Genomic DNA, 20,804 nt, shown 5'->3' with positions numbered 1-20,804 from the left:
CAAGAGAGCGAGCACCGATGAAAAACACGCCTGAATTGCTGAAAGACATGAACGACCGATCCCGCGAAGTGTTTCGCCGGGTGGTTGAGGGCTATCTGGAAAGTGGCGATCCGGTTGGGTCGCGGACCCTGACGCGGGACTTCAGCGAAAAGGTCTCGGCGGCGACGATCCGCAATGTGATGCAGGATCTCGAATATATGGGCCTGTTGGATAGCCCTCATGTTTCAGCCGGGCGCATTCCGACGCAATTGGGGCTGCGGATGTTCGTCGATGGGATGATCGAGATCGGCGATCCGACAGAGCTTGACCGGGAGAAGATCGACGCGACCTTGGGGAATAATTCCTCTGATGTCGGCGGGTTGTTGGACCGGATCGGCTCGGCCCTGTCGGGCGTCACGCATGGTGCCTCCCTCGTGTTGACGCCGAAGCATGAAGCGCCGATCAAACATATCGAATTCGTCTCTCTCTCGCTTGATAGAGCCTTGGTGGTGCTTGTGTTCTCCGACGGCCATGTTGAGAACCGGCTGTTCACGCCGCCGCCGGGGCAGACCCCCAGTTCGATGCGCGAGGCGGCAAATTTCTTGAATGCTTTCGTCGAAGGCAAAACCCTCAGCGAGTTGCAGCGCAGCATCAAGCAGGAGATTTCTAAGCGCCGTCAGGAGATCGACGTGCTGGCGCAGCAGCTTGTCGAGAGCGGTGCGGTGCTTTGGGACGCGGAAGGGGAGCATTCCGAGCGTTTGATCGTGCGCGGCCGGTCGAATCTGCTTGGCGGAGAGGCGGAGGCCGAAGACCTTGACCGTATCCGCAGCCTTTTCGATGATCTTGAGCGCAAGCGGGACATCGCCGAATTCCTCGAACTGGCCGAAGATGGGGACGGTGTGCGCATTTTTATCGGCTCGGAAAACAAACTTTTCTCACTTTCGGGTTCCTCTCTGGTCGTTTCCCCTTATATGAACGCTGATCGTAAGGTGATCGGCGCCGTGGGTGTCATTGGCCCGACACGCTTAAATTATGGACGTATCGTGCCGATTGTGAACTACACGGCACAACTGGTGGGAAAGCTGATTTCCGACCGGAACTAGAGGTGGAACATGGCAGAGCCGAAAGAAAACGACTTTTTGGACGAGATCGACAGCGCCGAAGCTGAAGAATACGCCGAAGACATGGCCGAGATCGACGAAGAAGCCCTTGCGGTTGAGGAACTGCGCGCCGAGCGTGACCAGTACCGCGACCGTTTCATGCGCGCGCTCGCCGATGCTGAGAATGCGCGCAAACGCTCCGACAAGGACCGTCGCGAGGCTGAGAACTATGGCGGCTCCAAGCTGGCCCGTGACATGCTGCCTGTTTATGACAACATGAAACGCGCGCTGGAAACCACCACCGATGAGCAGAAAGAGGCCTTTGGCCCGCTGCTGGAAGGTGTGGAACTGACGATGCGCGAGCTTCTGAACGTCTTCAAAAAGCATGGCATCGAAGTGATCGCGCCCGAGGTGGGTGACAAGTTCGACCCCAAGCACCACGAAGCGATGTTCGAAGCGCCCGTGCCCGGCACCGTAGCGGGCGAGATCATTCAGGTCGCCGCCGAAGGCTTCATGCTGCACGACCGTCTGCTGCGCCCGGCGCAGGTTGGGGTGTCTTCGACCCCCGCGAGCTAAGCGCGCAATCAGTCACTTTCGAAGGAGGCGGTCAGGATTTGGCCGCCTCTTTCAGTTTATAGATCAGCTCAAGCGCTTCACGTGGGGAGAGTTCATCGGGGATGATCTCTGCCAGCTTCTCTTCGACCGCTGAGGTTTTCGCAGGGGCCGGTTGCGGGGGCGGGCTGGCCGCGAAGAGCGGCAGATCGTCGATCAGCGTCTTTTGTGTCGCGCCGCCTTCGCGTTCGCCTTTCTCTAATGCCTCCAGCACCACGCGGGCGCGGGCGATCACCGGGGCGGGTAGGCCGGCCAGCTGCGCCACCTGCACGCCATAAGACCGGTCCGCGGCCCCCTTGCGCACTTCGTGCAGGAAGACGACCTCTCCCTCCCATTCCTTGACCGCCACCGTGGCATTGTCGACCCCCGGTAGTTTGCCGGCCAGTGCCGTCATCTCGTGATAATGAGTGGCGAAGAGCGCTCGGGTCTGGTTCACGTCGTGTAGATGTTCCAACGTGGCCCAAGCGATCGAGAGGCCATCGTAGGTGGCTGTGCCGCGCCCGATCTCGTCGAGGATCACCAGCGCGCGGTCATCGGCTTGGTTCAAGATCGCGGCGGTCTCAACCATTTCCACCATGAAGGTCGAGCGGCCCCGCGCCAAATCGTCTGAGGCACCGACGCGGCTGAAGAGCTGGCTAACAACGCCGATATGCGCCGAAGTGGCGGGCACGAAACTGCCCATCTGCGCCATCAGGGCGATCAGCGCGTTCTGCCGCAGGAAGGTCGATTTACCGGCCATGTTCGGGCCAGTGAGCAGCCAGATGTTCGCGGCCTCGCCTTCGGCACTCAAGTCACAGTCATTGGCGATGAAAGGCTCGCCCGATTGCTGGGTCAGAGCGCGTTCCACGACCGGATGCCGCCCCCCTTGGATGTCGAAGGCGCGGGACATATCCACGCGCGGGCGGGTCCAATTCTCACTCCGGGCGAGGTCTGCTAGACCTGTGGCCAGATCGACTTCGGCCAGCCCGGCGGAGGCTTGTCCGATCTCTGCCGCATGCTCTAGAATAGCACTCCGAAGGCTTTCGTAGAGCCGCTTTTCGATCTCCTGCGCATGGTTGCCCGCGTTGAGGATTTTCGTCTCCAACTCGGACAGTTCGACAGTGGTAAAGCGCACCTGGTTCGCCGTGGTCTGCCGGTGGATAAAGGTCTCTGACAGCGGCGGGTTCAGCATCTTTTCCGCATGGGTCGCGGTGCATTCGACGAAGTATCCCAGCACGTTGTTGTGCTTGATCTTCAGCGACGAAATCCCCGTATCAGAGACGAATTGCTGCTGCATGCCCGCGATCACGCTGCGGCCTTCGTCGCGCAGCTCGCGTGCGGCGTCGAGGTCGGCGTCATGGCCGGGGGCGATGAAACCGCCGTCGCGCACCATCAGCGGGGGCTCGGCCACCAGCGCGTGATCCAAAAGGTCGATAAGCTCCCCATGGCCCTGCAACCCTTCGGCAGCTTCGCGAAGCAGGTCGGGGAGGTCCTGTTGTGTCAGGCTTTGGTGCAAAGCCTCGGCTTCGATCAACCCATTGCGGATCGCGGCAAGGTCGCGGGGGCCGCCGCGGTCAAGCGACAGGCGCGATAGCGCGCGGTCGAGATCAGGCACATTTCGCAGACGTTGGCGGATGTCGTCGGCGAGCCGGGCGTTGTCATAGGCAAAGCTCACCGCATCGGCGCGGTTGCTCACCACATCGACAACGCGCGAGGGGCTTGAGATCCGCCGCTCCAGCAAGCGCGCGCCCCCGGCGGTGACGGTATTGTCCATGATCGAAAGCAAAGACCCGGCGCGGCCACCATTTAGGGAGTGGGTGAGTTCCAGATTGCGCCGGGTTGCCGCGTCGATCTGAACGGTGCGGGCCTCGGCCTCTTTCTGGGGCGGGCGGAGCAGGGGCAGCTTGCCGCGTTGGGTGATTGTGAGGTATTCTATTACCGCTCCCATGGCCGAGACTTCGGCGCGGGTGAAGCTGCCGAAAGCCTCTAGCGTGGCGATATCAAACAGGTCGCAGACCCGTTTTTCCGCACTGGTGCTGTCAAAGGCCGACCGGGCCAGACCCGTCAGTGCGATCCCGAAATCAGAGACAACCTCGTGCAAATCCGTCTCTTTCGCCTCTGAGACGATCAGTTCCGAAGGTGACAGTCGCGCCAGTTCCGGCCCCAGCCGGACTTGGGCCAGCGGCATCACGTGAAACGCCCCGGTCGAGATATCGACCCAAGCCATCGCGCAGGCATCGCGCACCTCGGCAAAGGCCGCGAGGTAATTGTGGCGCCGCGCTTCCAGCAGGCTTTCTTCGGTCAGCGTGCCGGGGGTGACCAGCCGCACCACGTCGCGTTTCACCACCGCTTTGTAGCCGCGTTTCTTGGCCTCCGCGGGGCTTTCCATCTGCTCGCAGACCGCCACGCGAAACCCCTTGCGGATCAGCGTCAGCAGGTAGCCTTCGGCGGCATGCACCGGCACGCCGCACATGGCGATATCCTTGCCCTGATGCTTGCCGCGTTTGGTGAGTGCGATATCCAACGCCTCTGCCGCGGCGATGGCATCGTCAAAGAACATCTCGTAAAAATCGCCCATGCGGTAGAACAGCAACGCGTCCTGGTGGTCCGCTTTAAGCTCGAGATATTGCGCCATCATTGGCGTTACTTTTTCTGTCTGCACGGCTGCCCCCTGTTGCCGCGCGGACCCTACAAAACCCCCCGGCGCAGCGAAAGGGGGTGCGGGGCCTTGGGCGGTCTTTGTAATGCGATTTGCACTGACGCGGGGCTTGCGTTGTGCTGAACTCGGATCGTGGCTAAGAAGATCCCAAAGCAGAAGAAGGGTAATGTCGTGACGAGAAAGAACCGTATCACCTCTGAAGAGGCGCTTGCCTTTCACCTCGAACCGACCCCCGGCAAGTTCGAGATCTCGGCCACCGTGCCGATGACCACGCAGCGCGACCTGAGCCTTGCCTATTCCCCCGGTGTGGCCGTCCCTTGCGAGGCCATCGCCGAAAGCCCCGAGACGGCCTATGACTACACCAACAAGGGCAATCTGGTCGCCGTGATCTCGAACGGGACGGCGGTGTTGGGGCTTGGCAACCTCGGTGCGCTGGCCTCCAAGCCGGTGATGGAGGGCAAGGCGGTTCTGTTCAAGCGCTTCGCGGACGTGAACTCCATCGACATCGAGCTTGATACCGAAGACACCGAGGCCTTCATCAACGCCTGCAAGCTTATGGGGCCGACCTTCGGCGGCATCAACCTCGAAGACATCAAGGCGCCCGAGTGTTTCATCATCGAGCAGCGCCTGAAGGAAGAGATGGACATTCCGGTCTTCCACGACGACCAGCACGGCACGGCGGTGATCTGTGCCGCGGGTCTGATCAATGCGCTGCACCTTTCGGGCAAGAAGATCGAGGACGTGAAAATCGTGCTCAACGGCGCGGGGGCGGCGGGCATCGCCTGTCTGGAACTGCTTAAGGCGATGGGCGCGAAGCATGACAACTGCATCATGTGCGACACCAAGGGCGTGATCTATCAAGGCCGCACCGAGGGCATGAACCAGTGGAAATCGGCCCATGCCGCCAATACCGAGCTGCGCACGCTCGAAGAGGCGATGAAGGGCGCTGATGTCTTCCTCGGCGTGTCGGTCAAAGGGGCGGTGACGCCGGCGATGGTGGCCTCCATGGCCGACAACCCGGTGATCTTTGCCATGGCCAACCCGGACCCGGAGATCACGCCCGAAGAGGCGCATGAGGTCCGCATGGATGCCATTGTCGCCACCGGGCGCTCGGATTACCCGAACCAGGTCAACAACGTGCTGGGCTTTCCCTATCTTTTCCGCGGCGCGCTCGACATCCATGCCCGGGCCATCAACGACGAGATGAAGATCGCCTGCGCCCATGCGCTGGCGCAACTGGCGCGCGAGGATGTGCCCGACGAGGTGGCGCTGGCCTATGGCCGCACGCTGAGCTTTGGCCGCGACTACATCATTCCCACGCCATTCGACCCACGCCTAATCCACCGCATTCCGCCCGCCGTGGCCAAGGCGGGCATGGATACCGGGGCCGCGCGGCGGCCGATCATTGACATGGACGCCTATGAGGTCGGGCTGAAGTCGCGGATGGACCCGACGGCGAGCATCTTGCGCGGCATTAACGCCCGCGCCCGGGCCAATCAGGCCCGGATGATCTTTGCCGAGGGGGACGATCCCAAGGTGCTGCGCGCGGCGGTCATGTACCAGCGCGCGGGCTTGGGAAAGGCGCTGGTCGTGGGCCGCGAGGACGACGTGCGCGCCAAGCTCGAAGAAGCGGGCATGGCCGACGCGGTGCGCGAGTTGGAGGTGGTGAACGCCGCCAACACCCAGCATCTGGCGACCTACAAAGACTTTCTTTATGGCCGGTTGCAGCGCAAAGGGTTCGACCGCAAGGACATCCACCGCCTCGCCTCGCGCGACCGCCATGTCTTTGCCGCGCTGATGCTAGCGCATGGCCATGGCGACGGTCTGGTGACCGGGGCCACCCGCAAGTCAGCGCATGTCTTGGAGCGGCTCAACCACGTTTTTGATGCCAATGCCGAGGCCGGCGCGGCGGGCATCACGGCGCTGCTGCACAAAGGGCGGATCGTCTTCATTGCCGATACGCTGGTGCATGAATGGCCTGATGAGAACGATCTGGCGAATATCGCCGAAAGCGGCGCGCGCGTGGCGCGGCATCTTGGGCTGGAGCCTCGGGTCGCCTTCGTCAGCTTCTCGACCTTCGGCTATCCTGTCTCGGAGCGCGCCGAAAAGATGCACCTCGCGCCAGAGGTGTTAGACCAGCGCGGGGTGGATTTCGAATATGAGGGCGAGATGACCGTCGATGTGGCGCTGAACGCGGCCAGTCAGGCGAATTATCCGTTCTCGCGGCTGACGGGGCCTGCGAACATCCTCGTGGTGCCAGCGCGGCATTCGGCCAGCATCTCGGTCAAGCTGATGCAGGAGATGGCGGGGGCGACGGTGATCGGGCCGATCCTTACGGGCCTCGATAAGTCGATTCAGATCTGCTCTTCCACCTCGACGGCGAATGACATCCTTAACATGGCCATTCTCGCGGCCTGTAAGGTGGGCTGATGATCTGGAACCTCGGCTCCATCAACGCGGATAACTTCTATCTGCTGCCCCATCTGCCGGGACCGGGAGAGACCATTTCGGCCCGGAATTTCCGGCAGGGGCTGGGCGGGAAGGGGGCCAATATGTCGGTCGCCGCCGCCCGGGCCGGGACGCGGGTGATGCATGTCGGCGCATTGGGCGCCGATGGCGGTTGGGCGCTGGAACGGCTCTTGGAATATGGGGTCGAAACGGCGCATATCACCTTGATGGAGGGCGTGACCGGTCACGCCAACATCGCCGTCGATCTGGAGGGGGAGAACAATATCGTCATCTTCCCCGGCACAAATTATGAGATCACCGATGAGATGATCGGTGCCGCGCTGAGCGAGGCTTCCTCGGGCGATTGGCTGTTGATGCAGAACGAAACCAACGGGCAGCGGTTCGCGGCGCGAACGGCGAAAACTCTAGGCCTGCGACTGGCCTATGCCGCCGCCCCCTTCGATGCGGATGCGGTGACGGCGATCCTCGAACAGATCGACTTATTAGTGCTGAACGAGGTCGAAGCGGCGCAGTTGCGGGCCGCGACGGGGGGCAAGCTGCGGCAGCTGCCAATCGACGACATCGTGGTGACGCTGGGGGCGGGGGGCTGTGAATGGGTCTCTAACAAGGCACATCTGGTCGAAAGCTTCCCCGCCTATCAAGTCGATGCGGTGGATACGACCGGCGCGGGCGATACTTTTACTGGCTATCTGCTGGCCGGGTTGGACCGGGGGATGACCATGCCGCAGGCGATTGATCTGGCCATGCGCGCCGGGGCCTTGATGGTTACGCGTCATGGCACGGCGGATGTGATCCCAGATCTGAAAGAGATCCGGGATCACGATTTTCGCAGCTAATCTACCGGGGCGCGGTTACTTCACGAAGGGGGCCGCGCTGCCCCAAACCTGTTTCACGCGGGCGTCACGGCCACAGCCCTTGCGGTAGCGTTTGTAGGCGACCGATTTTTTCACGGCCACGCCGACACTGCTGAACGCCAGCCGGTCGCTGCTTTTGTAGTAGTCCTGGTGGTAATCATCGGCCGGGTAGAAGGGCGCATCGCCAAGGATCGGCGTCACGACCTTGGTCCCGAGGGCGGCCTGCGCTTCGGCCTTGGCAGCCTCTGCCGCGCTTTTCTGGGCGGGGCTGCCCGCGAAGATCGCCGTGCGGTAGCTTTCCCCCCGATCACAGAATTGCCCGCCTGCATCTGTTGGGTCAATCGAGCGGAAGAAGAGATTAAGCAGTGTCTTGCGGCTGACCACATCCGGGTCGAACTGGATCTGCACCGCTTCGTAATGGCCGGTGTTGCCGCCGGTGACCTCTTTGTAGGTCGGGTTCTTGGTGCGGCCCCCGGCAAAGCCCGAGATGGCCTCTTTCACGCCTTTGACGGATTCGAAATCGGCTTCGACGCACCAGAAGCAGCCGCCCGCCACGGTCAGCACCTCGGTCTCTGCCGCTGCTGCGGGGCGGTTCTGCGCGGCGAGGCCCAGAGTGATCGCAAGGGTCAGGATGGCGGGTTTGAACATTGATTTTCGGAACATATCGGTCCTCCTCAGGCCTAGAGTTGCCGCTGGGGCGGAGATAGCGCAAGGCCGGGACGGGGAAAGTCACGCTCTGGTGAAGGCAATTTACCACTTGGCGCGTGGGCGGGTTCTTTCTAGCGTTCCGGGTTAAACGGCAATGGGAGAAACCTTTCATGCGTATTGCGATGTGGTCGGGGCCGCGCAATCTCAGCACTGCGATGATGTATAGTTTCGGAGCGCGTGCGGATTTCACCGCGATGGATGAGCCATTTTACGCGGCCTACCTCAAGGCGACGGGGCTGGATCATCCGATGCGCGACGCGGTACTGGCGGCGCAGGAGCAAGACCCCGCGCGGGTGCCTCTTGGCTTTGTGCAGGACGGCGGGCGGCATCTTTATATGAAACATATGGCGCAGCATATGATCGACGGGTTCCCGCTTGATTGGGCCGAGGATTGTGTGAACATTCACCTGATCCGCCATCCGGCCCGGGTGATCGCGAGCTATGCGGAAAAGCGCGAAGCACCCCGCCTGGCGGATATCGGGTTTGACCGGCAACTCATGCTTTTCGAGCGGTTGGGCGGACTTGTCATCGACAGCGGTGATATCCGCTCGGACCCAGAGAGGATGCTGCGCAGGCTTTGCGCCGCCATCGATCTGCCCTTTGATCCTGCGATGCTGCATTGGCCCGCCGGGCCGCGGGCGGAGGATGGGGTTTGGGCGCCGCATTGGTATGGGGCGATCCATCGCAGCACCGGTTTTGCCGGGCCGGAGGGGGAACTGCCCGAGCTTAAAGGAGCAGAGGCGGAAGTTCTGGAGGCCGCCATGCCCTACTATGAGCGGCTGTTTGCGGAACGTCTGAAAAAATCCTGAAGACCGCGAAACTATTTCGCGGGGCTATCGTGACTACAGCGCTATTTCAAACGGAGGGAAAACCAGATGAAAAAATTTGCAAGCACCGCAATCGCCCTGTCCATGATCGCCGGCGGCGCATGGGCAGATGCCCATGCCATGGCCATGGTCGAAGCCTCGGGTCAGGATGTATCGAATGGCGTCGTCACTGCCGACAAGGTGATGGCGGGCGAGAATGGCTGGCTGGTCGTGCACCGCACCGACGCCGATATGAAGCCCGGCCCCGTGGTCGGCTACGCTCCGCTGCGCGCGGGCGAGAACATGGATGTGGTCGCGATCCTGCAAGAGGACGTGGCTTCGGGCGACATGCTGATGTTGATGGTTCATTCCGAAGATGGTGGCATGAAAACCGGGGTGTTCGAATATACGTTGGGCGCCAAGGAAGACGGGCCGATCAAACCGAATGGGGAGCTGGTGATGACGGTCGTCACCGCCGATTGATCCGGTAGGTGGCTCAGAGAAAGGCCCGGGCGGTAGCGTCCGGGCCTTTTGCGTTTCTGTTTGGGGCTGGCCGCCGGGGGCGCTGCCCCCGGACCCCCGTGGTATTTAAGAAAGGATGAAGGGGGATTGGGATCCCGCGCTTCAGCCTTTGCTGCGTTTGTCGCGGGCGGCGAGGAGTTTGAGGCGCAGAGCGTTTAGTTGGATGAAGCCTGCGGCGTCTTTCTGGTCGTAGGCGCCGGCGTCGTCTTCGAAGGTCACATGGGCCTCGGAATAGAGGCTGTGATCGGACCAACGGCCAACGGTGCGGACATGGCCCTTGTAGAGCTTGAGCCGCACGGTGCCGGTGACATGGGTTTGGCTCGCGTCGATGGCGGCTTGCAGCATGGTCCGTTCGGGGCTGTACCAGAAGCCGTTGTAGATGAGTTCGGCGTATTTCGGCATCAGCTCGTCCTTGAGGTGCATGGCACCGCGGTCGAGGGTGATGGATTCGATGCCGCGGTGCGCTTCCAAGAGCAGGGTGCCGCCCGGGGTCTCATAGATGCCGCGGGACTTCATGCCGACGAAACGGCCTTCGACCAGATCGAGGCGGCCGCAGCCGTGTTTGCCGCCAAGTTCGTTCAGTTTGGTGAGGATCGTGGCGGGGGACATGGCTTCGCCGTTGATGCTGACCGCATCGCCGCGCTCGAAGCCGATTTCGACGTATTCGGGCGTGTCGGGGGCATCCTCTGGGTTCACGGTGCGCTGGTAGACGTAGTCGGGCGCGTCGACCGCCGGATCTTCGAGCACTTTGCCTTCGGAGGAGGTGTGCAGCAGGTTGGCGTCGACCGAGAAGGGCGCTTCGCCGCGCTTGTCCTTGGCGATTGGGATCTGGTTCTGCTCGGCGAAGGCCAGAAGTTTGGTGCGGCTCGACAGGTCCCATTCGCGCCAGGGGGCGATGACCTTGATGTCGGGGTTCAGCGCATAGGCGGCCAGTTCAAACCGGACCTGATCGTTGCCCTTGCCGGTGGCGCCGTGGGCGACGGCATCGGCGCCGGTTTCCTCGGCGATCTCAACCAGACGCTTGGAGATCAGCGGGCGGGCGATGGAGGTGCCAAGGAGGTAGAGACCTTCATAGACCGCATTGGCGCGGAACATCGGGAAGACGAAGTCGCGGACGAATTCCTCGCGCACGTCTTCGATGTAGATGTTCTCAGGCGCGATGCCCATCATCTCGGCTTTCTTGCGGGCCGGTTCCAGCTCTTCGCCTTGGCCGAGATCGGCGGTAAAGGTCACCACCTCGCAGCCATATTCGGTTTGCAGCCATTTCAGGATGATCGAGGTATCGAGGCCGCCGGAATAGGCAAGCACGACTTTCTTGGGCGCGGACATGACGGGTTTCCTTTCAAGTTCGCCCTGCGAGGTAGCGGTTTTCGCGGGCGCGGGCAAGATTGAAGCCCGCGTTGACCTATGCTGGCTGCGCGCCTATCGACGAATGGCAGCAAGGAGAGCACAGATGGCGGATGAATTTGCACGAAAAGCACAGGCGGCGGCAGAAGCGCTGCGGGCGTTGTTCCCGGCGACACCGCTTTTGCGCAATGAACATCTGTCGGAGCGGTTTGGCGCGGATATCTGGCTGAAACGCGAGGATCTGAGCCCGGTGCGCTCCTACAAGCTGCGCGGGGCCTTCAATGCGATGCGCAAGGTGATTCCGGGGCAGGGGGTTTTCGTCTGTGCCTCTGCCGGGAACCATGCACAGGGGGTGGCTTTTGCTTGTAGTCATTTCGGGGTGCGCGGCGTGATCTTCATGCCGGTGACGACGCCGCAGCAGAAGGTGCAGAAGACCCGCATGTTCGGCGGTGAGAATGTCGAGATCCGGCTGGTGGGCGATTATTTCGACGCCACGCTGTTCGCAGCGCAGGATTTCTGTCGGGAGGAGGGGGCGCATTTCCTATCGCCCTTTGATGATGACGATGTGATCGAGGGGCAGGCTTCGGTCGCGGTGGAGATTGCCGCGCAGTTGGGCCGGGTGCCGGACCGGGTGATCCTGCCGGTGGGCGGTGGCGGGCTGTCTTCGGGGGTGGTGAGTTATTTTGGTGAGGCTTGCGACTACACATTCGTCGAACCCGCCGGTGCGCCGAGCCTTGCGCGGGCGTTGGAAGCCGGGGCGCCGGTCGATGTCTCTCCGATCGACAACTTTGTCGATGGCGCTGCGGTGGCCAAGATTGGGGCGCGGACTTTCGAGCGTCTGCGCGGGGTGAACCCGGCGGATGTGGTGCATCTGCCTGAGGACCGGATCTGCGTGACGATCAATGAGATGTTGAATGTCGAAGGCATCGTGTTGGAGCCGGCAGGCGCGCTATCGATCGATGCGCTGGGCGAGGTGGCCGATCAGATTGTGGGCAAGACGGTGGTTTGCGTGGCCTCGGGGGGTAACTTCGATTTCGAGCGTTTGCCGGAGGTCAAAGAGCGTGCGCAGCGCTATTCGGGTGTGAAGAAATATTTCATCCTGCGCATGCCGCAGCGGCCCGGGGCGTTGAAGGAATTCCTGATGCTGCTGGGGCCGGAGGATGACATCTGCCGTTTCGAGTATTTGAAAAAATCGGCGCGGAACTTTGGCTCGGTCCTGATCGGGATCGAGACGCGGCGGCCTGAAAATTTCAAACAGTTTCTTGAGCAGCTGGGGCAATCGGGCTTTACCTATACGGATATCACCAACGACGAAACCTTGGCGCAGTTCGTTCTGTAGGGGCGGAAGGCCAGAGGGATTCACCTTCTGGAAAGGCTTGGTAGGTTAACTCGACAGGGTCTGTCAGGATCGTGTCGCATGAAATTGGATATCCCCAGCCTTTCCGAAGCAGTGGCGACACCTGCTGTGGCGTCTTTGGTTTTGGTGGTCGAGGGGGATGAGGCAAGGCGGGCCTGTCTTTCGACCGCGTTGAAGGGATGGGGATATGAGGTGGTCTCTGCCGCCTCGGAAGCCGACGCGTTGGCCCTTTGCGCGCAGGGGTGGCCTGATATCGTACTTTGCAGTGGGGCGATATCGGGGCTCGATTTTTGCCGGGCTTTTCGGGAGCTCTCGGAAGCGCGCAGTTATCTCATTCTGTTGGCCGACAGTCATGAGCGGGCTGTGGACTGCGCCCTTGATGCGGGGGCTGATGATGTTCTGATACGGCCCGCCGGTCTGCCGGAGCTACGCGCGCGTCTTATGGCAGGGGCGCGTTTTCTGGCCATGCAGCGGGAGCTGACGCAGAAAAACCAGTTGATCACCGAGGCTTTGGATATTCTGCGGCAGGTGCATGCGCGGATCGATAAGGATTTGGTCGAGGCCAAGAAATTTCAGCAATCGCTGCTTCGCGAGCGTTATCGCGCCATGGAGGGGGGCAATCTGTCGATGATGCTGCGCTCTGCCGGGCATGTTGGCGGGGATTTGGTGGGGTATTTCCCGGTGCGGCCGGGGGTCGTGGGGCTGTTTGGCTTGGATGTGTCTGGGCATGGGATCAGTTCGGCCCTGATGACGGCGCGGCTGGCGGGGTATCTGTCGGCGGCCACACCGGATCAGAACCTTGCGCTCACGCTTTTGCCCGGGGGGGCCATCGCGGCGCGACCACCGGGTGAAGTGATCGCGGAACTGAATGACCTCGTTCTTCATGAGATGGAGACGGAGCATTATTTCACCCTGATGCTCGCCATTGCGGACCTCACGACCGGGGAGGTCTCTGTCGCCCAGGCGGGGCATCCGCATCCGGCCTTGCTGCGCTCGGATGGGCGGGTCGAACAGTCGGGCACCGGGGGGTTTCCTGTCGGGCTGCTTTCTGGAGTCGGGTTCGAGGACTATAAACTTCAGATGGCGCCGGGGGATCGTTTGTTGATCCTATCCGATGGGGTGACGGAATGCCCCGATCCGGGGGGGGAGATGTTGGGCGAAGAGGGTTTGGCCCGCATGTTGGGCGAATTGCGCCGGTTCAGCGGCCCGGCGCTGCTGAGTGCGCTGGTTTGGAAGTTGTCGGAATTTGCTGATAGCCGCGATTTCCCCGATGATGTCTCGGGGATATTGCTTGAGTATCACGGCAACGCCTAGCTTAGGTGGCGTTGCAGAAACAAACGATCGCCTTCATTGGCGAGGGTTGCCAGCGCCTCGCTGGCCGATAGCACCAGCGTGGCGTGATGCGGTTCTGTCGGGGCGGCGATCTGGCGCACGGGATGGGCGACATAGATATGGCAGATCTTCTGCGCCCAGAGGTCGTAGTCCTTCATATAGGTAAAGCGGCGGAAGGCTCCCAATCGGCGCGGGCGGGCGATGCGCCAGCCGGTTTCCTCCAGCACCTCGCGGTGCAGCGCTTGAAGCGGGGATTCCCCTGCCTCGATACCGCCGCCGGGGAGTTGCACCTCGGTCTCCTCCGCCATTTCCAGCGTCATCAGAAAGCGGCGTTGCAGCGGCAGAATGGCATAGACGCCGGGGCGCGGCGTGTAGCGTTGGCCGGGCTCTGGTGTCTCACCTGTACGTCGGATCATATGCTGCCCCTTTTTCCATGGGTTGCTGCGCCTATATAGACGCGGTATGCCAAGCGGCCCCCGATAAGGAAACCCGATGACCCAAGGAACTAAAATCGCGTGGGACGATACCGTTCTGCCCTTTCAGCTTGATGATGTCGACATGCGCGGCCGCGTGGCGCGGCTTGATGGCGTGTTGGAAGGCATCCTGAAACAGCACGACTATCCGCCGCAGGTCGAAGCGCTGGTGGCCGAGATGGCGTTGCTGACCGCATTGATCGGCCAGACGATCAAACTGCGTTGGAAGCTGTCGCTGCAGGTGCAGTCCAAAGGTGCCGTTCGGATGATTGCGACCGATTACTACGGCCCCGAGAAAGAAGGCGAGCCTGCGCGCATCCGCGCCTATGCCAGCTATGATGCGGACCGGCTGACCGATGACGCCCCGTTCGAGCAAGTTGGCGAAGGCTATTTTGCAATCATGATCGACCAAGGCCAAGGCATGACCCCCTATCAGGGCATCACGCCGCTGGCCGGTGGGTCTCTGGCCGCCTGTGCCGAAGCCTATTTCGCCCAGTCCGAACAGTTGCCGACCCGCTTTTCCCTGAGCTTTGGCAAATCGTCCGGTCCGGATGAGCCGGAGCATTGGCGCGCCGGTGGCATCATGTTGCAGCATATGCCCAAAGCCTCGCCGTTGGCGGCGTCGGGCGAGGGGAGCGGTGACATTCTCAAGGCCGATGACTTGGTCGAGGGCGATGAGGCCGAGGATTGGAACCGCGTGAACATCCTGCTCGGCACCGTTGAGGATTTGGAACTGATCGGCCCCAGCGTTCCGCCGACCGATCTGCTGCTGCGATTGTTTCACGAGGAACAACCGCGGGTCTATGAACCCCAGCCGGTGCGTTTCGGCTGTACCTGTTCCGAAGACCGCGTGCGGCAAAGCCTGTCGATCTACTCGGCCCGCGATATCGAAAAGATGACCACGGACGAAGGTCGGGTTACCGCCGATTGCCAATTCTGCGGCGCGCATTACGACCTTGATCCGGCCACGGTCGGTTTCGACGCCAAGGCCTAAGGTGAGCGACCGGTTCCAGTCCTTTCGCGAGGCGCTTGCCCAAACCGGGGTGGAATCCTCTGATTTCGATCTGAACCCAGAGGTCACCCTCCCCGAGGGGCGCGCCCTGCGCCCTGCGGGGGTGCTGGCCCCGGTAGTGGATACCGGTGCGCGGCTGGAGCTGATCCTGACCAAACGGTCTTCGGCGCTGAAACATCACCCCGGGCAGATCGCCTTTCCGGGGGGCAAGCAAGACGGCGGGGATGCGGATGTCATCGCTGCCGCCCTGCGCGAAGCCCGCGAAGAGATTGGCCTGCCGAGCGATATCGTGGATGTCTTGGGCGTGCTTCCGGCTCATGAGACGGTCACCGGCTTTAGCGTGACGCCCGTGATCGGCTATGTGACGCGCGATTTTACCGTGGTGCCTGAGCCCGGTGAGGTCGAAGAGGTGTTTCGCGTGCCGCTCGACCATGTGCTCGACCCCAGCAACTACCTTGTGCATTCTCGGCGTTGGCGCGGCCAGCGGCGGTATTATTATGCCGTTCCCTACGGCCCCTATTACATTTGGGGCGCGACCGCGCGTATGTTGCGGGCATGGGCGACACGAATGAACCAATGATTCCGACCGGCACGCGCTGGCTACATGACGAAGACGCACAGCGGGTTTGCCGCGTGGTGCAGGATGGCGGGCATCCTATCTATTTCGTCGGCGGCTGCGTGCGCGATGCGCTGCTGGGACTGCCCGACAGCGACGTTGACCTCTCTACCGAGGCGACGCCTGAAACGGTATTGGCGCTGGCAAAGGCCGCCGGGGTCAAGGCCGTGCCGACAGGGATCGACCATGGCACGGTGACGCTGGTCTCGGGTGGCAAACCTTTTGAGATCACCACCTTTCGCCGCGATGTAGAGACCGATGGCCGCCGGGCTGTCGTCGCCTTTTCCACCGATATCGCCGATGACGCCCGTCGCCGAGATTTCACGATGAACGCGCTCTATGCCACGCCCGAGGGTCGTGTGATCGACCCCTTGGGCGGGCTGCCCGATCTGCGTGCGCGCCGGTTGCGTTTCATCGAGGACGCAGGTCAGCGTATCCGCGAAGATTACCTGCGAACCCTGCGCTATTTCCGCTTCATGGCGTGGTATGGTGACGCAGAAGTAGGGCCAGAGCCGGAGGCACTGGATGCCATCGCGTCGAATTTGGATGGGCTCGAGACGCTCTCGGCGGAACGTGTGGGGCAGGAGTTCAAAAAACTCCTCCGCGCGCCTGATCCTGCCCCCGCACTGGCTCTGATGCGGCAAACCGGTGCTTTGCCCGTGCTTTTACCGGGGAGTGATGACCGTTGGATTTCCTTGCTGGTCTATTTCGAACAAGAGCTTGGCCTTGATCCCGATTGGCTGGTGCGTCTGGCCGCGCTGGGCGGGGAGGGTTTGACCGACCGTCTGCGGCTGAGCAAAGCTGAGGGCAAACATCTCACCCTGCTGCAAGAGCAGGGCTTCGCAGGGCCACCATTGCCTGAGCTTGCCTATCGTCATGGGGCGGATGTGGGCATTGGCGCGGCTTTGCTGCGGGGATGTATGGCGGAGAACATGCCCGAAACTGCAATGTTAGAGACGATAAAAAACGCCGCGGCGGCTCGGTTTCCAGTAACGGCCAAAGACCTGATGCCCGCATTCAAAGGCCCGGCCTTGGGCCAAGAGCTTGCCCGGCTGGAACAGCTTTGGGTCAACTCCGGCTTCACCTTGACGCGAGCGGACCTATTGGCGCGCCGCAGCTAGGTCGACATCGCGGGGAAATTCGTCTATCCAAAGCGCATTACAAGGGAGATGGGCGAAATGTACCGCGGGATCTGGTTCAGCTAAGCTGGCATAACAATTGCCCCTTGGCGGCTCTGCTATTGGGCAGCGCCGAACATTTTGCACGTCTATTTTTCAAGGTCTCCCCATGTTTCGCTTTTTTGAAAACCTCGTCGATCCCTATGTCTCCTATCGCGAGAAGGATGTGCCGCCCCAAGGGCTGTGGCCCTTCCTGCGGGACTATGCGCAGCCGTTCAAAAAGGTATTCGCCCTCGCCGGAATGATGGCGATCTTCGTCGCCGCGATCGAGGTTGGGCTGATCTACTACATGGGCCGCATCGTCGATCTGTTGGGCAGCGATCCTGCGCAGATGTGGGCGGAACACCGGACCGAGCTGATCCTCGTGGCGCTGGCCGTGCTGTTGCTGCGGCCCATGGTGCAGGCGGTCGATGTGATGCTTTTGAACAATGCGATCCTGCCGAACTTCGGCACGTTGATCCGTTGGCGGGCGCATCGCCATGTCTTGCGGCAATCCGTGGGCTGGTTCGAGAATGACTTTGCCGGGCGTATCGCCAACCGGATCATGCAGACCCCACCGGCGGCGGGGGAGGTGGTCTTTCAGGTCTTTGACGCGATCTCTTACTCACTGGCCTATATGATCGGCGCGGCGATCCTGCTCTCTACCTCGGATATCCGGTTGTTAGTGCCGCTTCTGGGGTGGTTCCTCCTCTATGGCGGCTTGGTGGCTTGGACGATCAAACGGGTCGGCCCTGCGTCCAAAGCGGCGTCGGACGCGCGGTCGCAGGTGACGGGGCGCGTGGTGGATGCCTATACTAATATCCATTCGGTCAAAATGTTCGCGCATCATGATCTGGAGGTCGATTTCGCGGGTGAAGCCATCGAAGAGGCGCGGCGCACGTTTCAAGGTGAGATGCGTATCTTCACCATCATGGATGTGGTGCTCACCCTTCTCAACGGCATGTTGATCGTGGGCGTCGTCGGCTGGGCCTTGGTGTTGTGGATGGGGGCCGAGGCAAGCGTCGGTGTCGTCGCCGCTGCCGCCGCGCTGGCGCTGCGGCTCAATTCCATGACCGGTTGGATCATGTGGGCGCTGTCGAGCTTTTTCCGCGAATTGGGTGTCGTCGCCGAAGGGATGGAGACGATTGCCCAGCCCCTTGCCCTCACCGACCGCCGCGATGCGCCGCCGCTGAAGCTCACCGAAGGGCGGATCGAAATGGCGGGGCTGAGCCATCACTACGGGCGCGATAGCGGCGGGGTTCAGGACATCAATATCACCGTGCAGCCGGGCGAAAGGATTGGCCTTGTGGGCCGCTCGGGCGCGGGGAAATCGACCCTCGTGAAGCTGATATTGCGGTTCTACGATGCCGAAACCGGCGAAATCCGGATCGACGGGCAGGACATCGCACAGGTCCGGCAAGACAGTCTACGGAGGCATATCGGTGTGGTGCAGCAGGATTCCTCGTTGCTGCATCGCTCGGTGCGCGAGAACATTCTCTATGGCCGTCCCGATGCCAGCGAGGCCGAGATGATCGCGGCGGCGAAACAGGCGCAGGCGCATGAGTTCATCCTCGATCTGACCGATCCTGAGGGGCGCTCGGGCTATGACGCGCGTGTGGGTGAGCGGGGCGTGAAGCTGTCCGGCGGGCAACGGCAGCGCATCACGCTGGCGCGGGTGATCCTCAAGGACGCGCCGATCTTGTTGCTGGACGAGGCTACAAGCGCGCTCGACAGTGAGGTGGAGGCGGTCATTCAGGAAACGCTCTATGGCATGATGGCGGGCAAGACCGTCATCGCGATCGCGCACAGGCTGTCGACGATTGCCGAGATGGACCGAATTCTGGTTCTGGATCAGGGACGTATCGTCGAAGAGGGCAGCCATGACGCGCTTTTGCAGAAAGCTGGCCTATATGCAGCTTTCTGGCACCGTCAGTCGGGCGGTTTTCTCGCATTGGATGACAAGACGTGAGCATTTCGAACTGGATCAACCCGTTTCGCCCCGCCGAGGGGCCCCCACCGCAGACCCTCTGGGCCTTCATCCGCTGGTGCCTTGCAGGCGCTTGGCCGGTGCTCTGGCTCGCGGCATTCCTCTCGGCCGCCGCTGGCGCGATGGAGGCGGGCACAGCGTGGATTTTGGGCAAGGTCATCGATGCCACGGTCAGCGCGGGGCCGGAGCGGTTTTTTGAAGGCAGCAGTCTGGTTCTGGTCTTGGGCGCGATTGCGTTTTTCCTTGTGGCGCGTCCCGTGCTGTTTGGCCTCTCCTCGGCCTCCAACGCGATCATGGTGCAGCCTAATGTGAACCCGCTGGTGCTGTCGCGGCTGCACCGTTGGACGCTGGGGCAGAACGTCAATTTTTTTGACGAAGACTTCGCCGGGCGCATCGCGCAAAAGCAGATGCAGGCCGCGCGGGCGGTGACGGATGTGGCCGCCGAGGTGATCAATGTGGTGGCCTTTGCGCTCGCCTCTCTCGTGGGGTCGGTCGCCTTGCTTTTGGCGATCGACTGGCGTGTGGCGGTTGGGTTTTCCGTCTGGCTGGTGATGTATCTGGCGCTGATCAATTGGTTCTTGCCGCGCGTGCGCAAACGGGCCGCGGGACGGGCCGGGGCGCGGGCGATGGTTTCAGGGCAGGTGGTTGATACGATCACCAACATCAAGACGGTGAAGCTTTTCGCTCATGCCGATCACGAAGACCGCGCGGCACTTTCCGCGATGCAAAGCTTCCGTGCCCGGGCCTTGGAGTTCGGCTATCTCGCCGCCGGGTTCCGTCTGGCGCTGATGAGCCTTGCGGGGCTTTTGCCGGTTCTGTTGCTGGGCGGGACGATCCTGCTGTGGCAGCGCGGATTGGCGAGCGAGGGGGATATCGTCGCCTCCGGCGCCATCGCGATCCGCATCGCGCAGATGACGGGCTGGGTCTCTTTCACGCTGATGGCGATCTATTCCAATATTGGGGAGGTCGAAGACGGCATGCGCACCCTGACGCCGCGCGTGCGGCTGGATGATGAGCCTGATGCGCAGGAACTGGTCGTCGAGGCCGGAGAGATCGAATTGCGCGATCTGGGCTTTGCCTATGGCCGTCAAACTGGCGGCATCGACCGGATATCGCTGACCATCCAACCGGGTGAGAAGCTGGGCATCGTCGGTGCTTCGGGGGCGGGGAAATCGACCCTCGTGGCGCTGCTCTTGCGGCTCTATGAGCCGGAGCAGGGCAAAATATTGATTGACGGGGTGGATACAACGACGGTCACCCAAGAGAGTCTGCGGCGCAATATCGGCATGGTCACGCAGGAGACGGCGATGTTCAACCGCTCCGCGCGGGACAACATCCTGTATGGCCGCCCCGACGGGACCGAGGCCGAGGTCATCGCCGCCGCCGAACGTGCCGAGGCGCATGAGTTTATCCAGCAACTCGAAGATCACAAAGGTCGCCGCGGCTATGACGCGCATCTGGGCGAGCGTGGGGTGAAGCTTTCGGGCGGCCAGCGCCAGCGCATCGCCTTGGCCCGCGCCATCCTGAAAGACGCGCCGATACTGGTGCTGGACGAGGCGACAAGCGCCCTTGATAGCGAGGTGGAGGCCGCCATTCAGGAGACCCTAGACCGTGTGATGGAGGGCAAAACCGTGCTGGCCATCGCCCACCGCCTGTCGACCCTGACCGAGATGGACCGCATCATGGTGCTGGACGCGGGCCGCATTGCAGAGATTGGCAGCCATGCCGATTTGCTTGCCCAAGACGGGCTTTATGCGCGCTATTGGCACCGGCAGTCGGGCGGGTTTCTGGATGTGAAGGCGGCGGAATAGGCTTTCCCAGTCGCCTTTGCCGCG

17 protein-coding genes are annotated in these 20,804 nt (G+C 61.9%); 13 read left to right on the top strand and 4 right to left on the bottom strand.

What is annotated here, in order from left to right; all coding sequences use genetic code 11:
* Positions 1-17: 17 nt before the first annotated feature.
* Positions 18-1,082, top strand: coding sequence for a heat-inducible transcriptional repressor HrcA (hrcA, locus tag J7392_RS07000; protein ID WP_209216897.1), 1,065 nt, complete (start codon positions 18-20; stop codon positions 1,080-1,082).
* Positions 1,083-1,091: 9 nt separating this feature from the next.
* A complete protein-coding gene (locus J7392_RS06995) occupies positions 1,092-1,655 on the top strand; it encodes a nucleotide exchange factor GrpE (protein ID WP_067267873.1) in 564 nt (187 codons plus the stop codon).
* 31 nt (positions 1,656-1,686) lie between these two features.
* Here J7392_RS06995 and mutS read toward each other — a convergent pair whose 3' ends face one another.
* On the bottom strand, positions 1,687-4,308 hold the full coding sequence (mutS, locus tag J7392_RS06990; protein WP_209217000.1) for a DNA mismatch repair protein MutS: 2,622 nt from the start codon (positions 4,306-4,308) through the stop codon (positions 1,687-1,689).
* 192 nt (positions 4,309-4,500) lie between these two features.
* Between mutS and J7392_RS06985 the strand changes: the two genes are divergently transcribed.
* The gene (locus J7392_RS06985) at positions 4,501-6,759 is read left to right on the top strand and encodes an NADP-dependent malic enzyme (protein ID WP_209216896.1); all 2,259 of its coding nucleotides are present in this window, start codon (positions 4,501-4,503) and stop codon (positions 6,757-6,759) included.
* Positions 6,759-7,634: a ribokinase gene (locus J7392_RS06980; protein WP_209216895.1), complete on the top strand. Its 876-nt coding sequence runs from the start codon at positions 6,759-6,761 to the stop codon at positions 7,632-7,634. The genes J7392_RS06985 and J7392_RS06980 overlap by 1 nt, the downstream gene beginning before the upstream one ends.
* A 15-nt stretch (positions 7,635-7,649) precedes the next feature.
* On the opposite strand, the gene msrA is transcribed toward J7392_RS06980, so the two are convergent.
* Positions 7,650-8,315 carry a peptide-methionine (S)-S-oxide reductase MsrA gene (gene msrA, locus J7392_RS06975; protein ID WP_209216894.1) on the bottom strand — a complete coding sequence of 222 codons (666 nt, stop codon included), beginning with the start codon at positions 8,313-8,315 and terminating at the stop codon, positions 7,650-7,652.
* Between the two features lie 155 nt (positions 8,316-8,470).
* On the opposite strand from msrA, the gene J7392_RS06970 reads away from it, so the two are divergent.
* Together J7392_RS06970 and J7392_RS06965 are read left to right on the top strand one after the other, a co-directional pair.
* Entirely contained in the window at positions 8,471-9,169 is a 699-nt protein-coding gene (locus J7392_RS06970; protein WP_209216893.1) for an HAD family hydrolase, read from the top strand.
* 66 nt (positions 9,170-9,235) lie between these two features.
* Positions 9,236-9,649 (top strand): hypothetical protein, encoded by a 414-nt coding sequence (locus J7392_RS06965; RefSeq protein WP_067267884.1) that lies wholly within the window; start codon positions 9,236-9,238, stop codon positions 9,647-9,649.
* A 141-nt stretch (positions 9,650-9,790) separates the two neighbouring features.
* Here J7392_RS06965 and J7392_RS06960 read toward each other — a convergent pair whose 3' ends face one another.
* Entirely contained in the window at positions 9,791-11,017 is a 1,227-nt protein-coding gene (locus J7392_RS06960) for an argininosuccinate synthase (protein WP_067267886.1), read from the bottom strand.
* A 124-nt stretch (positions 11,018-11,141) separates the two neighbouring features.
* Between J7392_RS06960 and ilvA the strand changes: the two genes are divergently transcribed.
* Both ilvA and J7392_RS06950 read left to right on the top strand, forming a co-directional pair.
* Entirely contained in the window at positions 11,142-12,374 is a 1,233-nt protein-coding gene (gene ilvA / locus J7392_RS06955; protein WP_209216892.1) for a threonine ammonia-lyase IlvA, read from the top strand.
* A 78-nt stretch (positions 12,375-12,452) separates the two neighbouring features.
* Positions 12,453-13,706: a SpoIIE family protein phosphatase gene (locus J7392_RS06950; RefSeq protein ID WP_209216891.1), complete on the top strand. Its 1,254-nt coding sequence runs from the start codon at positions 12,453-12,455 to the stop codon at positions 13,704-13,706.
* Here J7392_RS06950 and J7392_RS06945 read toward each other — a convergent pair.
* A complete protein-coding gene (locus tag J7392_RS06945) occupies positions 13,703-14,140 on the bottom strand; it encodes an NUDIX hydrolase (protein WP_209216890.1) in 438 nt (145 codons plus the stop codon). The two genes, J7392_RS06950 and J7392_RS06945, sit on opposite strands and share 4 nt — an antisense overlap.
* A gap of 76 nt (positions 14,141-14,216) precedes the next feature.
* On the opposite strand from J7392_RS06945, the gene J7392_RS06940 reads away from it, so the two are divergent.
* From J7392_RS06940 to J7392_RS06920, 5 genes are all read left to right on the top strand, one after another.
* Positions 14,217-15,191 carry an Hsp33 family molecular chaperone HslO gene (locus J7392_RS06940; protein WP_209216889.1) on the top strand — a complete coding sequence of 325 codons (975 nt, stop codon included), beginning with the start codon at positions 14,217-14,219 and terminating at the stop codon, positions 15,189-15,191.
* Between the two features lies 1 nt (position 15,192).
* Positions 15,193-15,789, top strand: coding sequence for a CoA pyrophosphatase (locus J7392_RS06935; protein WP_067267892.1), 597 nt, complete (start codon positions 15,193-15,195; stop codon positions 15,787-15,789).
* On the top strand, positions 15,765-16,946 hold the full coding sequence (locus J7392_RS06930) for a CCA tRNA nucleotidyltransferase (protein WP_247744478.1): 1,182 nt from the start codon (positions 15,765-15,767) through the stop codon (positions 16,944-16,946). Before J7392_RS06935 ends, J7392_RS06930 begins: the two co-directional genes overlap by 25 nt.
* Positions 16,947-17,112: 166 nt before the next feature.
* Positions 17,113-18,951 carry an ABC transporter ATP-binding protein gene (locus J7392_RS06925; protein ID WP_209216888.1) on the top strand — a complete coding sequence of 613 codons (1,839 nt, stop codon included), beginning with the start codon at positions 17,113-17,115 and terminating at the stop codon, positions 18,949-18,951.
* Positions 18,948-20,780 carry an ABC transporter ATP-binding protein gene (locus J7392_RS06920; protein ID WP_209216887.1) on the top strand — a complete coding sequence of 611 codons (1,833 nt, stop codon included), beginning with the start codon at positions 18,948-18,950 and terminating at the stop codon, positions 20,778-20,780. The genes J7392_RS06925 and J7392_RS06920 overlap by 4 nt, the downstream gene beginning before the upstream one ends.
* Positions 20,781-20,804: the final 24 nt, after the last annotated feature.

This window comes from Sulfitobacter sp. R18_1 (assembly GCF_017743915.1).
Classification (GTDB): domain Bacteria; phylum Pseudomonadota; class Alphaproteobacteria; order Rhodobacterales; family Rhodobacteraceae; genus Sulfitobacter; species Sulfitobacter faviae.
The sequence above is the reverse complement of the archived record's forward strand: the minus strand, read 5'-3'. Positions and strand labels throughout refer to the sequence as shown.